This is a genomic window from Geminocystis herdmanii PCC 6308, from assembly GCF_000332235.1.
Taxonomy (GTDB): Bacteria; Cyanobacteriota; Cyanobacteriia; order Cyanobacteriales; family Cyanobacteriaceae; genus Geminocystis; species Geminocystis herdmanii.
Map to the genome: position 1 here is coordinate 3,424,318 of NZ_CM001775.1, position 16,073 is coordinate 3,440,390.

Here is a 16,073-nt window from a genome sequence, read left to right on the forward strand (position 1 = left end):
CTTAGAGGCTAATCATATCTTAATTCAGCAACACCTATGGGAAAAGAATTATAAAACGTTGTTGATATAACTTAAATCCTAAACTAAATGATTTATGAGTTTGTTCAATTACTTCTATTTGAGTATTTTCTAAGATACTTTTAACAAAATTTGTCGTTCTTTTTTTGAGATTATAACCAGATTTTGAATAAAAAGCTAACACTTCTGTTAATACTTCTTCAGTGTTGACAAAAGTTATTTCTGAAAGTAAATAACTGATTTTTAAGACTTCTTTATGCCAATCATCTTGAGGATTAATTAAAGCTACCCAATAGAAAGTATCTACAAAAATTTTTCTCATGGGTTAATCTATTTATTTATCTTAGGTGTTCCATAAATATAATGATCATGCTCTAATGCTCCATCTTTTGGCATTTCTGCTTTTTCGGCTTCACTCATATCCTCAATTAAATTTTCAGCTATTTCCCAAATAGGTTTATTTATCTTTTTTTCTTCTTGATTAATTGATAATTTATTTTCTTTTTTAATATTCTTTAAATTATCGTTTTTTAAGATAACAATTTTAACTTCTCCAGCAGTGAGATTAATCTCATCTTCAATTATTAATTCTCCTTTTTCATTAACTATACCTTTAACTTTTGTGGCTTCCATATTAATTTACTTTAATCTGAATTAGAAATTATTATAAATTAATTATATCTCTTTTTTTTTCACTTAATAGATTTATTTCATCAAAGTTTTTTTTTGTTGGGTTAGTGTAACCCAACCTATGAATAAGAAAAATGTTTCAGGGCGACTGAAACAAAAAATATACACAGATTCTGTACACTATAGATATTATTTGTATTTGTGTTTTGTGCCGTATTTCAGTTAGTGAATGGTTATACTAAACACTAACTCAACGGCTTTTTTGTCTAATAAACTTTTCCAGAAATTGGGATAGAAGCCCAAACTACCAAGAAAAAATGTTAATTGTTGGATATGTCTAATTAATTCCCTAAACTCATCCATTCATCGGCTTTCACATTGGCGATTAACTCAAATCCTCCTTTACCGTCAGGTTTTACTACATACGCCATACCTTGAGGTTCTGGATATATACCTGTAGCCGCCTCAAAAAGATCGTCATGACCGACTATAATGGTGTTTGTTCCCATTTTCGGTACTGCGGTTAACATGGGCATTAATTGAGCTTTCATTTGCACAATTTGTTCATCGGTATAGTCTTCGGCTTTCGGAAAATTAAGAGCGCCATTTTTAACATACTTACCAAAAGCTAAATCCGCCGTTTGCCACGCACGGCAATATTGACTAGAAATAACCTCTCCCACTGGAATTTGATACTGACGGAAGGCTTCCCCAATTTGTCTCGACTGTTGCCAACCCACTTCACTTAACATTCTCTGGGTGGAACAATCCCCCATAACTGCGTTAAGCTGATCAGCATAGTCTTTTTCTGTTTGAGCATGACGGAAATAAATTATATATCCCCCTTGACGTAAAGCATTAACTAATTCAGTGCCACTCATGGTGTCTTTAAATTCGGCATTGGCTTTTTCCCCTTCGCTCATTTCTTCATTTTGTGCTATCAAATTAACTGATTCTGCTTTTACAGGAGAATAAGACGCAAGATTTAAACAAAGAAGTAAAGATGTGACAATTAATATTTGTTTTCTTATCATGTTTTTTATTTAATGTTAGTAGTAATGGCTTTAGCCTTTATTTATCAGCACTTTTAGATTCTTCGCTATCGCTCAGAATGACAATTTTGCGTTATTATCAGGGCTTAATAAAGGTGTATTTTTAACTGAGTTAAGAATTAGCATTAACAAAAATATCTCCCTCTCTCCTCATCACCTCATCTCCCTATCTCCCCATCACCCCTTCCCCATCATTATTTTTTATTAGCTGCGATCGCCAAACCAGCCCCTTTAACCTGTCTTACTTCATCCATAACGGCAACTACTATGCCATGATTTACTTTTTCATCGGCATTAATAATAATCATTCCTTGCTGATTCTCAGGGATTAATTTTGTGACTGCACCCTGTAAACTATTAACTTGAATGGGTTGTTTATTTAAGAAAACTTTGCCATCAGGTTGAATGGTGACATTAATTTGGGCAACTTTTTGCGATTCACTGGTGGTTGCAGAGGGTAGATTAACGGGTAAACCTTCCGATCGAATTAAAGAAATACTAGATATAATAAAGAATGCCAAAATAGAGAAAATAGCGTCAATCATTGGCACTATATTAATCTCTCCTTGCACATCTTGCTCTTCAGGTATTCGCATAGGATTTTTCTCCTTTTTCTTCATAAAAACGACGATACAAAAGTTCTAATTGCCCCCCATATTCTTGAATTAAGGCAATTTGACGCAAATAAAATGAGCGAAAAACATTGGCAAACATTAAAGTAACGATCGCAACTACTAAACCCATTACCGTAGAAACTAAGGCTTCACTAATTCCTCCTGTCACCCCTGCGGTGTTTGTGCCTCCAGCATTACCTAACTCAAGGGAGGCAAAAGATTGGATTAAACCTAAAATTGTGCCGAGTAATCCCAATAAAGGTGCGATAGTAATCACTGTTTGAAAAAAAGTGTTAAATCTTTTCAATAAGGGTAACTCCGCTTGGGTAGCAGTTTCTAATGCTAAACGAAATTCTGTTGCATTAGGATTTTCTAATTCGAGGGATTCTAAGAAGATTCTCGCCATAGGTAAATCTATATTTTTACGCAACTTATCAATAGCTGTTACATAATCTGAGCGATAAATTTTTAATACTTCTTTCACTAAAACCTTTTCCCTTGACTTAATTCTCATCCAAAACCAAAAACGCTCTATAATGAGTGCGATCGTAATAACAGAAAAGAATAACAGGGGAATTGAGACGATACCACCTGCTTGTAATAGTTCAATAGTTGACATTTACTTGCTAAAATTTAGTTGCAAATTATTATTAATTAATTTAATATTTTAATATAGCAAAGTTTAACTGTTAACGCAAATAAATAGCAATAGTATCAGAAAATATTTGCAATGTAAGAGTGAAATAAAATCTTTCAGCCCGATTTACCTTAGATAATTGATTCATCATGACTTATTCAGTAACTTGTATTGAGCAACGTCAACAGGAAGCCGATAAAACTCGTCAACTTATTACCGTTGGGGTTCTCGGTTCGATCGCCCTTCATGGTATTATGTTTACCGTGCTAAATTCCATGGAAAAACCTTTGATAGAAGAAATTAAGCCTATAGAATTTATAGTAGTACAAGAGCCTGAAATTAAGCCAGAAGAAAAACCCGTCACGAAACCAGAAGTAAAACCACAACCGCAACCAAAATTAGAGACGGTTAAGCCTCCTTTACCGCAACCAAAAGAAGTAGTTAAATCGCAACCGCAACCGAAATTAGAGACAGTTAAACCTCAACCCACCGTAACTAAAAGGGAAATAACTCCCCCTTCTCCAGCGCCACAAGTTGTAAAAACAACCCCCACTCCTCAACCGCTTATTACCCCAGAAGTTGTCGAAAATAACCCCCAACCTCAAAAAACTCCAGAAATTGTTGAAAATATCCCTCAACCTCAAGTAACATCCACTTCTTCCCCTCTCCCACTATCACCCTCTCCCACTATCACCCCTTCCCCTCAACCTTCTATCACTCAACCTCAAGAGGTTTTAACCAGTAACACTTTAGGCAGAAATAACGCCCCCCGTGCCGTAAAACCTGTTGAGAATAGTAGTAATAACCCTTTAAGTAATAGCTTTAACTCCACTGCAAGGGTAGAAAATAGCAATAGTAATTCAACTTCCACCGTTGCGCGTATGAGTGAAGATACACCCGTTTCCAGTGGCAGACTATCTCGTGGTAATGGTAAAACTCCCACTGCTGTTAATAACACCAATAATCAAGGGGAGGGAGTAGGTAATTTAAGAAATAGCCTGAGTCGTGGCAATAGTCAAAACAGTAACAATAACTCGAAAAATACGGTATCTGGTATTCCTAGCAATATCGCTGCTACCAGTCAATCTGTACCACAACGCCCCCAAGCTAAACCCACTTCTCCCCCCCCTGAGAGTATCAAATGTATTAGTAATTGTAATCCTTCTTATCCTTCTGAGTTACAAGGGGTAGAAGGCAAAGCCACGGTTAAGGTAAATTTGGATAGTAGCGGTAATGTGTTAGGGGTGAGTGTAGTTAATCCCCATAGTAACGGGGAAGTAAATCGACAGGCATTGTTAGCCGCCCGACAAATGCGTTTTTCTTCTCCTAGGGTGAATAATGCTTCGGTGCAGGTTAGTATTAATTTTACTGTAGCTGGGTCAGAGTTCGATCGACTTGCTCGTCAGAAGAAAGAAGAAGCGCAAAGACAGGCAAGATTAAGCGAAGAAAAAGAGCGTCAAGAAAGACAAGCACAACTGGAAAAAGAAAGATTACAACGTCAGCAACAGTTAGAAAAAGAGCGTCAGGAAAGGGAGGCACAAGCTAGAATTGAAAGGGAAAAAAGAGAAACAGAATTGAAAAAACAGCAGGAGTTAGAAGTAAAATCGAAAGAAATATTGCCCACTGAAATACCTTCACCTAACATTGAGGTTCAAGAAAATGACCAAAATTGAGGACTTTGCCCTTGAATTAGAGGTTATCAAAAGGGATTCTCCATCACAAATAATTGTTACTTCTTGTCATAATCAATATGGATAAATCTCAAATATTTGATCCTAATACAGTTATCCTTTTGGCTAATCGTCGTCAAAAGGTGGATTGGAATGAGTTAACTTTTGAAGTTAAAAATCAAGAAGCAATTATTCATTTTTCCCCTCAGTTGGGCAGAGGATATAATCGTCAAATTAGTTTAAGAGGGGGGTTAACCATCGAAATTATTGAGGCACAGTTGAAAGAAACTATGTACTTAGAGCGTAAACATGAAAGTATTTTCCCTCTAACATCACATTTTTATCTTTCAGGAATGTCTGCTGTCAAAACTTTTAATACATCTGAAATTCAACCCAATTATACTGAATCTACGGGTAAAAATTATCTTTACCATTTACCCGATTTAATGGAAATAGAAAAATGGTCTTGTAATACACCTATTAAGGTAATCAGTATTTATGCACCAGTGGACTATTTTCAAGGTTTTTACACAGGAGAAAAAACAAATTCTCATCCTATTTTTAACTTAATTAATGGCGATCGAACTTCTAAATTTCATTTACCATTAGGAAGAAATAATCCTGAAATATTAAGAGCATTATCTCAAATTTATCAATGTCCTTATCATGGTTTAACGAAGCAATTATATTTAGAAAGTAAAGCCTTAGAATTATTTGCTTTACAATTCAGTAGTGTTGATTCATCAATACTTAATCCTCAACAATTAAGTCTCAAAAAAGATGACCTCGATCGAGTAGAATATGCGAAACATATTTTAATTAAATCTTCTCTTAATCCCCCTTCTATCAAAGAATTAGCGAGAAAGGTGGGATTGAACGATCGTAAATTAAAACAGGGATTTAAACAACTATTCGGTACAACAGTCTTTGGTTACTTGTATAATTATCGCATGGAACAAGCCCAAGAATTACTAAGAGATTCTAATTTAACTATAGCCCAAATAGCCCATAGAGTGGGCTATTCCAACCCTGAAGCCTTTAGCACCGCATTTAGGCGTAAATTTGCTCAAAGTCCAAAAAACTATCAATTAAGCAAGTGAAAAATCAATCGAAAATTGAGAATAGTGTTAAGGGGTTTTACGATTATTCAGCAATCCCCACTTACTCTAAATCCAAAGGATTGAAATCAAGATTCGACTTACCGCCATGACGTACAGATAAAATATGAACTAAATCACCGTCAATCATAAAAATAATTCGATAACGATTAGTATTTTTACCATAAATTAGCTGTCTAATCTTCTCCATAAAATCATTATTTTCCCTTGCTAAAGCACAACGTAAAGGTTTTTCTTGCAAAGTGGCAATGGTGTTCATTAAACCACGAAACCACGAATCAGCATAATTGCGATCATATTTTTTCTGCCACAAATAAATTGACTCAATTTCGCCTTTAGCATAGGCTGTTAACTTAACTTGGTATGTCATGTTTTATTTCCATCTCTTTCATAAAATCGTCCAAAGATTGAGTATTACCTTGTTTCACATCAGCTAAACCCCTTTGAATCCCTAAAATTGTCTCAAGGCGATCAATTCTATCTAATAATTGTTGATAGGATATAGCGTCTTGTACGACTATTTCTGCCTTGCCATTTACGGTTAAAATCATCGGGCTACCGCTTTGCTTCATTTGACTGATTAAATCATTCGTATTACGCTTAAATGTAGAAAGAGATTGAATATCTCGACTTAGATTAATCATGAGTAATAATTTTACATTAAATTTACATCTAATTTAGCACACAAAGATTAATGTAAACAAAAACCAACAATACTTTTTTTGAAATTTTGAGATTAAATTTCTATCATATTTCTTGAAAAAGTCCGTTTCACAAAGAAAAAAGTCCGTTTCACAAAGATTAGTATTTCTTCCATCTCTTATCATTGACTCACTTAATAGTAAATATTTTCATTAATTATGAAAAGTGAGGAGCAAAAATAAATGAAGAAAATCAGGCAAAATCTATCGCTGACTGTCTTAACTTTAGGTTTTTTATGTCCATCGGTGTTAGCCCAAGAATCACAGATTATTGAGCAAAATATTATCAATAACTCACCGGCAGAAACGGCACAAGTCAATATTATTGAGATTACCAATATTAAAGTAATTCCCACGGAAGAAGGCATTAATCTTTTATTGCAAACCAATCAACAATTATCCTCTCCTGAAATTTCTATAACAGAAAACGCCCTTATTGCCGATATTCCTAATGTGGTGCTGAATCTTGCTACTGGAGAGGAATTTTTGCTTAGTAATCCCGTAGAAGGTATCCCTTTAATTAATGTGGTTAATTTGCCCGATAATCGAGTTAGAGTAACTATTACAGGCACGAACGCTCCCCCGATCGTGGACATTCAAACAAGCCCTTTGGAGACGATTTTAACGGCAAAACAAGGCACATCTACAGCACAGACAGAGAGTTCGATCGAAATCATCGCTACAGGAGAAGCACCCCAAGAAAATAATTATTTTGTGCCTTCTGCCACCAGCGCAACTCGTACGGATACCCTAATTCTGGATACACCTCAATCCATTCAAGTTGTACCCCAACAAATATTAAGAGATCAACAAGTGATTAGGGTAGATGAAGCCTTGCGTAACGTTAGTGGTGTAATAGGTAATTTGAATCCCTTTGGGGTAGCGAGTAGGTTAACCATTAGAGGTTTTACCACAGATAACTTTACTGGGGGGGCGGTTTTTCGAGATGGTTTTAGAATTAATAACAATTTCGGTTCTCAGGAAACTGCTAACGTAGAGAGAATCGAAGTATTAAAAGGACCTTCTTCCGTGCTTTATGGACAAAACGATCCGGGGGGTATTATTAATTTAGTGACAAAACGTCCATTAGCTGATCCTTTCTTAGAAGCTAAATTTCAACTGGGTAGTTATGGTTTAGTACGTCCTCAATTCGATCTCAATGTACCATTAACAGAAGATAAAAGCCTATTATCTCGTTTAAATTTTGCCTATCAGAATGGTAAGACTTTTCGAGACTTTGACACGGATACAAAAAAAATATTTATAGCTCCCGTTTTAACGGCTAATATCGGAGAAAAAACGAAATTCTCAGTCTTAATGGAATATTTAGACGAAGATTATTCCTTTGATTTAGGTTTAGTTGCTCAAGGAAATAAAATTGTTTCTGTACCCCGTGAAAGGATTATCAACGAACCCAATGACGTAGCTACCAATGAATCTATTACCGTTGGTTATGATTTTGAACACCGATTTAACGATGATTGGAGATTAAATCATGGTTTTCGTTATATGGGGCAAAGCTACAATGTCAATACTGTCTTACCCTTTAATTTTGACGAAAAAACAGGGGATTTACTACGCTTTTTTGCCCAGAGAAATTATCGTGCTGATGATTATAGTGTTAATACGAGTGTGCTAGGTAAATTTGAGACAGGAAATGTTAAACATGAGTTACTGACTGGAGTTGATTTGAATTTTAATCGTCTCGATGATCAAGGTACAAAAATAGATATTTCTAAACCAACGCCCATTAATATATTTAATCCCATTTATGGATTAGTTCGCCGTCCAGATTTAACTAATGTTCCTATTTTTCCGCCCTTTAATACGGAATATGATCAAGTGGGAGTATTTTTACAAGATCAAATTTCCTTTGGTGAACAGTTTATCTTATTGGCTAGTTTGCGTTATGATGACGTTACTTTTCGGAATACTGCTCAAAATACTAGCCAGTCCAATAATAACTGGAGTCCGAGAATTGGGGTAGTTTATAAACCCATTGAAACGGTGTCGATTTATGGCAATTATTCTCAATCTTTTAAACCTAACTTGGGGCAGACTGCTAATGGTGATACCCTTGAACCAGAGAGGGCGGAAGGTTTTGAATTTGGAGTAAAAGCGGAGTTTTTAGAGGGAAAATTATTAGCCACATTAGCTTATTTTGATATAAGTAAGAGAAATGTAGCCACCAGTGATCCTGATAATGCTTTTTTCTCAGTGACGACAGGGGAGCAACGTAGTAATGGTATTGAGTTTGATATTGTGGGGGAAATATTGCCCGGATGGAATATTATCGCTAATTATGCTTATACGAATGCCAGAGTTACTAATGATAATACTATTCCCATCGGTAATCGTTTGTTTAATGCTCCTTATAATAGTGCCGGATTGTGGACTACCTATCAAATTCAAGAGGGAGATTTGGAGGGTTTAGGTTTAGGTTTAGGTTTTAATTATGTGGGCGATCGCGCTGGAGATTTAGCCAATAGTTTTGAGATTGATAGTTATTTTGTGACAAATATGGCGATTTTTTACGAGAAAAATGATTGGCGTGTGGGTTTAAATTTTAATAATATATTTAATGCAGAATATATTAGCAGTACCAACAATTCCCGTCTATTTGGTAATTCTCCGGGGCAACCTTTTTCTGTAATTGGAGCATTTTCGGTTAAGTTTTAAGATGTTTTTAATAGGTTCGATCGTCTAATTTTTTAGAAAAAATTTTGTTGGATTACGCTGTGGCTAATCCAACCTACTAATAGATTAAGTAATTATATGAAAAATTTTAACTATTTTCTACTAATAATAATTAGTTTTTTTTTGATTTCTTGTAATAAAAATATTGAGATTTCTAACTCTAACAATAATAATGATAATGATAATTGTCGTGAAGTTAGTCATAAAATAGGGAAAACGAAAGTATGTGGCGAACCTAAACGCATTATAGCACTTGGTCCTAATGTTTTAGAGCATCTTTTAGCCTTAGAAATTCAACCTGTAGCATTCGCAGATCAAGTTAATTTTTCTAGTCAAGATTATACGAATCCTGTTCAACAAATTCCCTATTTAGGAAAGTATCTCAATGAATCGATGACGAATGTAGGACTTGCTTATAGTCCTAATTTGGAAAGTATTTTAAAGATGAAACCTGATTTAATTTTAGGCATTGAAAGTAATAATGCCCAACAATACAAAACTTTATCAAAAATTGCTCCCACTGTTTTGGTAAATTGGGCTGATGGGGAAGAAAGTATGAGGGCGATCGCACAGGCGTTTAACAGTGAAATGGAAGCGGAGAAAGTATTACAGACAACGAAAGCCAAAATAACGGAAGCAAAAACAGAATTTACTCCCATTGTCGAGAAATATCCAAAAGTGCTTTTACTTCGGGCGACAGGAGTGCAAGAGTTTGTTTCTGATAATTCGAGAGGGTTATGTAGTTCGTTAGTCAAAGATTTGGGATTTGAATTGGTATCTCCTCAGAAGTCAAATTCATCACCATCGGATAGTTTTACCACGATTTCATTGGAAGTATTACCACAATTAGAGGAAGCGGATTTAATTATCTTGCTAGGTTATGACTTTACTCAATTAGAGACTCTGACAGATATGAATAATTTTGGGCAACATCAGGTGACAAAATTACAAAAAGAATGGTCAAAAAATGAGATTGCGCAATCTTTATCAGCGAGTAAAGAAGGAAAAGTTTATTATATTCCTGCTTATTTATGTTTCGGTTTAACAGGTGCGATCGGCACAGAATTATACCTTAACGAGCTTAAAAAACAACTACTACCGACATTATAACCCTTTGCGTGAGATATTTTTTAATTAATGTGAAAACCTTTATTATTCTTTGGTTTGGGCAATTATTTTCCTCAGTGGGTAGTGGAATGACTTATTTTACCCTAACTCTGTGGGTATGGCAAAAAACCGAATCAGCCACCGCCATCGTACTTATCCTTGTCTTTTATCAATTACCCCAAGTTATCATTACCCCTTTAACCGGTATTTTAATCGATCGAATTTCCCGAAAACAACTATTAATTATTAGTGATACAGGTTCAGCTTTTTGTACTCTTTCCGTGGGGATTCTTGCCTTTTTGGGGATTTTGCAAGTATGGCATATTTATCTTATTGCTTCGATTATTGGTTGCTTTGGTAACATTCAATCCCTTACCTACTCTACTCTTATACCCTTGATTTTGCCCGAAAAACATTATACTCGTGCCAGTAGTATGGGTTCGATGGTGGCTTATGGTGCAGGAATTATCTCTCCGGCTTTGGCAGGTGTTTTATTTCCGATGATAGGTCTATTGGGTATTACCTTAATCGATATGATAACATTTTCGATCGCATTTTTTTCTATCCTGATTATTCATATTCCCCATAGTATCAAACAAGATCAAGAAAAAGTAGATCATATTCATAACTTAACCTTTGGATTCCGCTATATTTACTCCCATCCTGAATTGCTATCAATGGTGATTGTCATATCTTTATTTCGGTTTTTTGGGTACGGGTTTCAGTATGTTAATTTTAGCTTTGATTTCGATTCCTAGTTTGTGGATTGTACTTCGATTTACATGGTTATTTCAGCACCCTTTGATGATTAGTTCTTATATGGCAATATGGTATGCTGAAATTCCTCATCATTTACAAGGTAGGGTTTTCGGTGCTGATTATCTCATTGGTATTATCGTTACAACTTTCTCTAGTTTAACCGCAGGAGTGTTGAGCGATCGAATTTTTGAACCCTTAATGAAGTCTCAATTTTCCTTAACTTCAGGTAGTGGTATGGCTTTATTGATAGGAATAAGTGCCATGATGATAATTTTAGTTAGCTGTAAAGTTACAAAATTTCTTGATTAATCATAAATTAATTCAATTAGAAATTAAGACTTAAAGCGAAAATCTATATATTAAGTTCCTCAAAAGTTACTATTTTTGTACCGCAAAACAAGGATTTTGCCTATAACTAAGTCCATGTTTATTGTCATTTTATTTGCTAAAGATTCTTAATTAAGATAACATATAAATTAATCATAAAATCAATAAATCAACTCTGCATTAGTCTTAAACATCACATCAAAAAAGCAGAAATTCAGTATTATGAAAGCGAAAAATCTCTTATTCACATCTTTACTTAGTGTAATCCTTAGCGAATTTACTATGACATCATTGCCTATTTTTGCTAATACCATTACCCTTCCTGATGGTGGTAAATGCGAAGGTAACGTTTCGGGGGGTAATCTCAACGGTGAGGGCAAATGTACTTTTAGTAACGGCGATCGCTACGAGGGTAATTTTGTCGAAGGTGAAAAACAAGGTAAAGGCAAATATACCTTTGCGGATGGTGGTTATTATGAAGGTGAATTTCAAAAAAGTCAATTTGAAGGGCAAGGTATCAGAGTTTTTGCCGAAGGGGATAGATATGAAGGGTTATTTAAAAAGGGTAAATTAGAGGGGAAAGGGGTTTATATATCTGCTGAAGGTAGTCGCTATGAGGGAAATTTTGTTAACGGTTTACCCCAAGGGGAAGGTAAATTTATCTATAGTAACGGCGACACTTGTGCAGGGATGGTGACGGATGGTAAAATCAACGGCAAGAGCATTTGTACTTACGCCAATGGCGATCGATATGAAGGGTTATTAGTAGATAATCAACCCCAAGGGGAAGGAATTTATACTTTTGCTGATGGTGGTAGTTATAAAGGCACTTTTCAACAAGGAAGAATAACAGGTAAAGGTGTCAGAAAATATGCTAGTGGTGATAATTATGAGGGAGAAATCAAAGATGGTATTCCTCACGGCAAGGGTATTTATAAATTTGCCGATGGAGGAGTGTATGAGGGAGATTTTGACAACGGGAAGCAGGTGGGTAAGGGGATTTATAAATTTGCTAATGGTAATCGTTATGATGGTGAATTTGTCAATGGACAATTTGAAGGTAAGGGCATTTTTACCTTTGCCAATGGAGATGTCTGTCAAGGCACTTTCAAAAACAATCAGTTAAATGGTAATGTTATCTGTGATTATGCCAACGGTGATACCTATAAGGGCGAGTTTGCTAATGGTAAGAAAAATGGTAAAGGGGTTTATAATTTTGCCGATGGTACAATAATTGATGGTAATTGGAAAGATGATCAACCTATTTAGGAAATTTAGAATTTAGTGTGAGGATTTAATATTTATAAATCCATCAAAGTCAAGCATTGGGAAAAATGTTGCCATTCTTTATGATGATTTTATAATTGACTTAGCTTTAAAAGCTCAATGTAACTTTATCATCAGCTATAATAAAAAGCATCTCAAAAATGTCATAAAACTAGGGATTAATATTTTAAAACCTAAAGAATTTTTACAATTATTAGGAGAAATTTAACTATGATTATTAATGCTCAAATTTCAGATTCTTTGTATGAAAAAATAAAGAATATATCTAGCCAAGAAAATATGTCTATAGATGAGTTAGTTAATATTGCTTTATCTAATCAATTATGCTATATGGATAAAAATTTTCTAGCAGAAAGAGCAAAAAAAGGTAGTTGGGAAGATTTACAAAATGTACTTACTAAAGTTTCAGAGCAAGAACCAGAGGAGTTCGATCGAATCTAAACCTCCTCCGTTTTGAATTGACTATAACCCTCATAGAAATAACTCACATCAATGCCCTTCATAAAGATAACACGGTCATTTATCTTGTCAGTGAGAGCTTGTTGTAGTAAAACTTTGATTTCAACGTCTTTAACTACACTGCGTTGCATAGCAGAAAGATAATCCTCTTTATCCACCAAATTCCAGTGAATAACCTGTTTTATGGCGGTTTTCAGCATGACATCAAGCCAAATACGGGAAGCTCGTCCGTTGCCCTCACGGAAGGGGTGGGCGATATTCATTTCTACATACTTTTCAATAATTTCGTCAAAACTACCGTGAGCCATATTGTCGATATGCTTGAGGGATTGTTCTAAATACATCACAGGAGCAAAACGAAAATTGCCCTTAGCAATATTCACCTTACGGATTTGTCCGGCAAAATCATAAACATCGCCAAATAAATAGCCATGAATGAAAGCAAGTCCTGCAAATGTGCCAACCTCTACCTTAGTAATATCCCCAGAGTCAAATAGTTGTTTAGCCTTTGGTTTACTGATTTTTTCCTCAGCTTTTGCCAACTCAACCTGATTAGTGATGTTTAGTTTATTGGTTAATGTCATAAATTAACATAATATATGTTCTTTCAGCAGTGCCATATCATCTTTAGAAATAATGGATTTTAACTTTCTTATTGCCCCAATAGTGATATTATGCAACCCCAAAAACTCTAATCCAACAACATTATTATTCTCATCATAATCCACTACAATCCCTTTAGATATTTCTTCCGATTCTAATACTGCCTCATTTTTTAGCTGAAAATAGATAGCATCCACTTCAGGATCATACTCACTTATAGAAATCATTTTTTATAGCCTCTATCAAAATAAACTGTAATGATTAACGGGGGATTTTTCCTATGATTATACACAACTTTTAAAGCCCTATTTCCGTATTCAGGAATAGACTTCCAACAACAAGTTTCAGCTTCAGATACACTCTCACTATTGAAAACTACTATTTTATCTGGACTTTTTAATGTTTCTTCAATCCATTCTAACTTTATTTGATTTCTACCGTATGACTTTAGTAGAATATGGATTTAGGCAGTGTAAACAAGAATTAGGATGGAAAGATTATCGTTTGACAAAAATAGCAAAGTATTGAAAAGTGGTGGGGTATAATAAATAGTATTTATACCATGGTAAGTTGGCAAACAGAACCATTTAAAAAATTACTATTTTCCGAAGCTGAAAAAGAAGAAGAGGAAGAAATAGAAGAAATAGAAGAAATAAATACTTGGAAAAAAAGTTTAAAGAAAATAGTAAGGATGATTGAACCATTAATCTTATTTTGGTTAATAACACCATGGTTAAAAATGGTAAATTCATCAGGATTATTAGAAGGATTGAATAATTTATTATCGATCACTCATGGTTCTAAATTATATTTTCCTACAGGATAATTGTTTCTATTTTTTGATCGTTGATTCGGAGTTTGACAAAAGAGGGATATATACTTCTGGAAAAAAGAAGTCTAAAAAATGATTGAAGTAATCCCCGATCGCCTCCTTCCAAGGTTCATCATAATTAGCGTTTATTTCTGTCATCAATTAATTAATTGTCAGATTTATTCAAGTATTGTATCTAAGAACGATCATATTCTTGAGGATGTTGGGTTACACTTCGTTAACCCAACCTACAGTTTGATAGGTTTCGATCGATTTTGGAGAAGTTCGATCGTCGGGATAAAATTATATTTTATTAGTTGCTTTAGCTATTAGCATAGGCAACTGTTAATTCTTCATTGTTAAATAAGCCAGGGCGCTTTGATATTGCAAATCTTTTTCTGTGCCAATTTCAAAGTAACTAATCGGTTCTTGGGTTACAATACGATCGGGGGTAATGCCTAATTTATTTATATCCTTATGACTAGGAGTCTCATATTTGGCTACAGTAACGGCAATTCCTGCGCCTGCGGGTAACTCAAAGAGGGATTGAATTAAGCCTTTGCCGAAGGTTTTTTCTCCCATTAAAACTCCTCGATGGTTATCTTGTAATGCTCCTGCAAGAATTTCACTGGCACTTGCTGAACCTTGATTCACTAATACTACTAATGGTTTATCAGTAATGGCATCTCCGTCAGCGTCATAACTACCTAAAATTCCTTGACGATTGACAGTATAAACGATCGTACTAGGCTCAAGCCACAAACGAGCGATGTCAATTCCAGCTTGTAGTAATCCCCCCGGATTGTTTCTCAAATCGAGGATATAACCCTTTACTCCTTTTTTTTCTAAATCAACTATAGCATGGGCTAAATCTTGGGTGGCATTGGCACTAAATTGATTTAAGCGTACATAACCGATAGGATACCTAGGATTAGACTTATCTAAGTTATAGTTTACCGAACTTAGGGAAAGTCGATCGCGCGTTAATTCATAGGTTTTAAGGTTATCCTTGTCTTTCGGTTTAATTTCAAGAATTACATTTGTACCAATTTCTCCCCTAATTTTATTCGCTGCTTCGTCAAGGGTTAAAGTGTGAGTATCAATACCATCAATGGTTATAATTTGATCTCTTGGTTGAATACCAGCTAATTCCGCCGGAGAACTAGGTAAAGGTGTTACAACTTCTAATTGATTATTTTCTGGGTTAATGCTTATCTGTAAACCGATACCAGATAATTCTCCAGAGGTAGTAATTTGTAAATTGTGATAATTTTCTGGGGGTAATAAACGGGTATAGGGATCATCTAAAAGCGCTAACATTTCCCTTATGGCATTATAGGTTTCTTCTCGATCGTGTAAGGGTTTTTTAAGAAATTCTTGTCTAACTTGCCACCAATTTTGATGATTAAAAGAGTCATCTACATAAGCCTCATTTACCAAGCGCCACGACTGCAATAAAATTTTTTCTTCTTCTGTATAAGCGTTAGCTTGGGGAATATATAGGAAATTAATACAAAAAATAAGTAGAATGATAACGATATTTACACAGATTTTTTTCATAGGGATAATTAAATTTATAAATA

At 34.8% G+C, this 16,073-nt stretch carries 22 protein-coding genes; 9 read left to right on the forward strand and 13 right to left on the reverse strand.

Going from position 1 to position 16,073, the window contains the following annotated elements:
- Positions 1 to 34: 34 nt before the first annotated feature.
- From SYN6308_RS22875 to SYN6308_RS17230, 6 genes are all read right to left on the reverse strand, one after another.
- Positions 35 to 340, reverse strand: coding sequence for a type II toxin-antitoxin system VapC family toxin (locus tag SYN6308_RS22875; RefSeq protein WP_017295691.1), 306 nt, complete (start codon positions 338 to 340; stop codon positions 35 to 37).
- Positions 341 to 348: 8 nt separating this feature from the next.
- Positions 349 to 651, reverse strand: coding sequence for a hypothetical protein (locus tag SYN6308_RS17215; protein ID WP_017295692.1), 303 nt, complete (start codon positions 649 to 651; stop codon positions 349 to 351).
- A gap of 219 nt (positions 652 to 870) precedes the next feature.
- The gene (locus SYN6308_RS24990) at positions 871 to 1,011 is read right to left on the reverse strand and encodes a hypothetical protein (protein WP_158412763.1); all 141 of its coding nucleotides are present in this window, start codon (positions 1,009 to 1,011) and stop codon (positions 871 to 873) included.
- The gene (locus SYN6308_RS17220; RefSeq protein WP_017295693.1) at positions 990 to 1,682 is read right to left on the reverse strand and encodes a histidine phosphatase family protein; all 693 of its coding nucleotides are present in this window, start codon (positions 1,680 to 1,682) and stop codon (positions 990 to 992) included. The genes SYN6308_RS24990 and SYN6308_RS17220 overlap by 22 nt, the downstream gene beginning before the upstream one ends.
- Before the next feature lie 212 nt (positions 1,683 to 1,894).
- A complete protein-coding gene (locus SYN6308_RS17225; protein ID WP_017295694.1) occupies positions 1,895 to 2,296 on the reverse strand; it encodes an ExbD/TolR family protein in 402 nt (133 codons plus the stop codon).
- On the reverse strand, positions 2,283 to 2,933 hold the full coding sequence (locus SYN6308_RS17230) for a MotA/TolQ/ExbB proton channel family protein (RefSeq protein WP_017295695.1): 651 nt from the start codon (positions 2,931 to 2,933) through the stop codon (positions 2,283 to 2,285). The genes SYN6308_RS17225 and SYN6308_RS17230 overlap by 14 nt, the downstream gene beginning before the upstream one ends.
- A gap of 167 nt (positions 2,934 to 3,100) precedes the next feature.
- On the opposite strand from SYN6308_RS17230, the gene SYN6308_RS17235 reads away from it, so the two are divergent.
- Together SYN6308_RS17235 and SYN6308_RS17240 are read left to right on the forward strand one after the other, a co-directional pair.
- Entirely contained in the window at positions 3,101 to 4,624 is a 1,524-nt protein-coding gene (locus tag SYN6308_RS17235) for a TonB family protein (protein WP_017295696.1), read from the forward strand.
- Positions 4,625 to 4,701: 77 nt separating this feature from the next.
- Positions 4,702 to 5,721 (forward strand): AraC family transcriptional regulator, encoded by a 1,020-nt coding sequence (locus tag SYN6308_RS17240; RefSeq protein ID WP_017295697.1) that lies wholly within the window; start codon positions 4,702 to 4,704, stop codon positions 5,719 to 5,721.
- Positions 5,722 to 5,782: 61 nt separating this feature from the next.
- Here the strand turns inward: SYN6308_RS17240 and SYN6308_RS17245 are convergent, their stop codons facing one another.
- On the reverse strand, positions 5,783 to 6,109 hold the full coding sequence (locus tag SYN6308_RS17245) for a type II toxin-antitoxin system RelE/ParE family toxin (protein WP_017295698.1): 327 nt from the start codon (positions 6,107 to 6,109) through the stop codon (positions 5,783 to 5,785).
- Positions 6,093 to 6,383, reverse strand: a complete 291-nt coding sequence (locus SYN6308_RS17250; RefSeq protein ID WP_017295699.1) for a type II toxin-antitoxin system Phd/YefM family antitoxin — start codon at positions 6,381 to 6,383, stop codon at positions 6,093 to 6,095. The genes SYN6308_RS17245 and SYN6308_RS17250 overlap by 17 nt, the downstream gene beginning before the upstream one ends.
- Positions 6,384 to 6,623: 240 nt before the next feature.
- Here SYN6308_RS17250 and SYN6308_RS17255 point away from each other — a divergent pair, with 240 nt between their 5' ends.
- The 6 genes from SYN6308_RS17255 (at position 6,624) to SYN6308_RS17275 (ending at position 13,058) form a co-directional block, all read left to right on the forward strand.
- The gene (locus SYN6308_RS17255) at positions 6,624 to 9,119 is read left to right on the forward strand and encodes a TonB-dependent siderophore receptor (protein ID WP_017295700.1); all 2,496 of its coding nucleotides are present in this window, start codon (positions 6,624 to 6,626) and stop codon (positions 9,117 to 9,119) included.
- Between the two features lie 141 nt (positions 9,120 to 9,260).
- Entirely contained in the window at positions 9,261 to 10,247 is a 987-nt protein-coding gene (locus SYN6308_RS17260; protein ID WP_237741230.1) for an iron-siderophore ABC transporter substrate-binding protein, read from the forward strand.
- A 29-nt stretch (positions 10,248 to 10,276) separates the two neighbouring features.
- Positions 10,277 to 11,002 carry an MFS transporter gene (locus tag SYN6308_RS22880; protein WP_202803866.1) on the forward strand — a complete coding sequence of 242 codons (726 nt, stop codon included), beginning with the start codon at positions 10,277 to 10,279 and terminating at the stop codon, positions 11,000 to 11,002.
- 46 nt (positions 11,003 to 11,048) lie between these two features.
- On the forward strand, positions 11,049 to 11,312 hold the full coding sequence (locus SYN6308_RS25335; protein ID WP_202803867.1) for a hypothetical protein: 264 nt from the start codon (positions 11,049 to 11,051) through the stop codon (positions 11,310 to 11,312).
- A gap of 240 nt (positions 11,313 to 11,552) precedes the next feature.
- Positions 11,553 to 12,599, forward strand: a complete 1,047-nt coding sequence (locus SYN6308_RS17270; RefSeq protein WP_017295702.1) for an MORN repeat-containing protein — start codon at positions 11,553 to 11,555, stop codon at positions 12,597 to 12,599.
- A gap of 228 nt (positions 12,600 to 12,827) precedes the next feature.
- Entirely contained in the window at positions 12,828 to 13,058 is a 231-nt protein-coding gene (locus SYN6308_RS17275; RefSeq protein ID WP_017295703.1) for a hypothetical protein, read from the forward strand.
- On the opposite strand, the gene fic is transcribed toward SYN6308_RS17275, so the two are convergent.
- From fic to SYN6308_RS24075, 3 genes are read right to left on the reverse strand one after another with little or no spacing between them, the layout of a single operon-like run.
- On the reverse strand, positions 13,055 to 13,660 hold the full coding sequence (fic, locus tag SYN6308_RS17280; RefSeq protein WP_017295704.1) for a protein adenylyltransferase Fic: 606 nt from the start codon (positions 13,658 to 13,660) through the stop codon (positions 13,055 to 13,057). The two genes, SYN6308_RS17275 and fic, sit on opposite strands and share 4 nt — an antisense overlap.
- Positions 13,661 to 13,663: 3 nt before the next feature.
- Positions 13,664 to 13,906, reverse strand: coding sequence for a DUF2283 domain-containing protein (locus SYN6308_RS17285; RefSeq protein ID WP_017295705.1), 243 nt, complete (start codon positions 13,904 to 13,906; stop codon positions 13,664 to 13,666).
- Positions 13,903 to 14,142: a DUF4258 domain-containing protein gene (locus SYN6308_RS24075; protein WP_071591020.1), complete on the reverse strand. Its 240-nt coding sequence runs from the start codon at positions 14,140 to 14,142 to the stop codon at positions 13,903 to 13,905. The genes SYN6308_RS17285 and SYN6308_RS24075 overlap by 4 nt, the downstream gene beginning before the upstream one ends.
- Before the next feature lie 99 nt (positions 14,143 to 14,241).
- Between SYN6308_RS24075 and SYN6308_RS22885 the strand changes: the two genes are divergently transcribed.
- Positions 14,242 to 14,505: a hypothetical protein gene (locus tag SYN6308_RS22885; protein WP_017295706.1), complete on the forward strand. Its 264-nt coding sequence runs from the start codon at positions 14,242 to 14,244 to the stop codon at positions 14,503 to 14,505.
- Positions 14,506 to 14,511: 6 nt separating this feature from the next.
- Here SYN6308_RS22885 and SYN6308_RS25195 read toward each other — a convergent pair whose 3' ends face one another.
- On the reverse strand, positions 14,512 to 14,649 hold the full coding sequence (locus tag SYN6308_RS25195; protein ID WP_192816140.1) for a hypothetical protein: 138 nt from the start codon (positions 14,647 to 14,649) through the stop codon (positions 14,512 to 14,514).
- Positions 14,650 to 14,835: 186 nt separating this feature from the next.
- Positions 14,836 to 16,050 (reverse strand): carboxyl-terminal processing protease CtpA, encoded by a 1,215-nt coding sequence (gene ctpA / locus SYN6308_RS17295; protein WP_017295707.1) that lies wholly within the window; start codon positions 16,048 to 16,050, stop codon positions 14,836 to 14,838.
- Positions 16,051 to 16,073 lie beyond the last annotated feature (23 nt).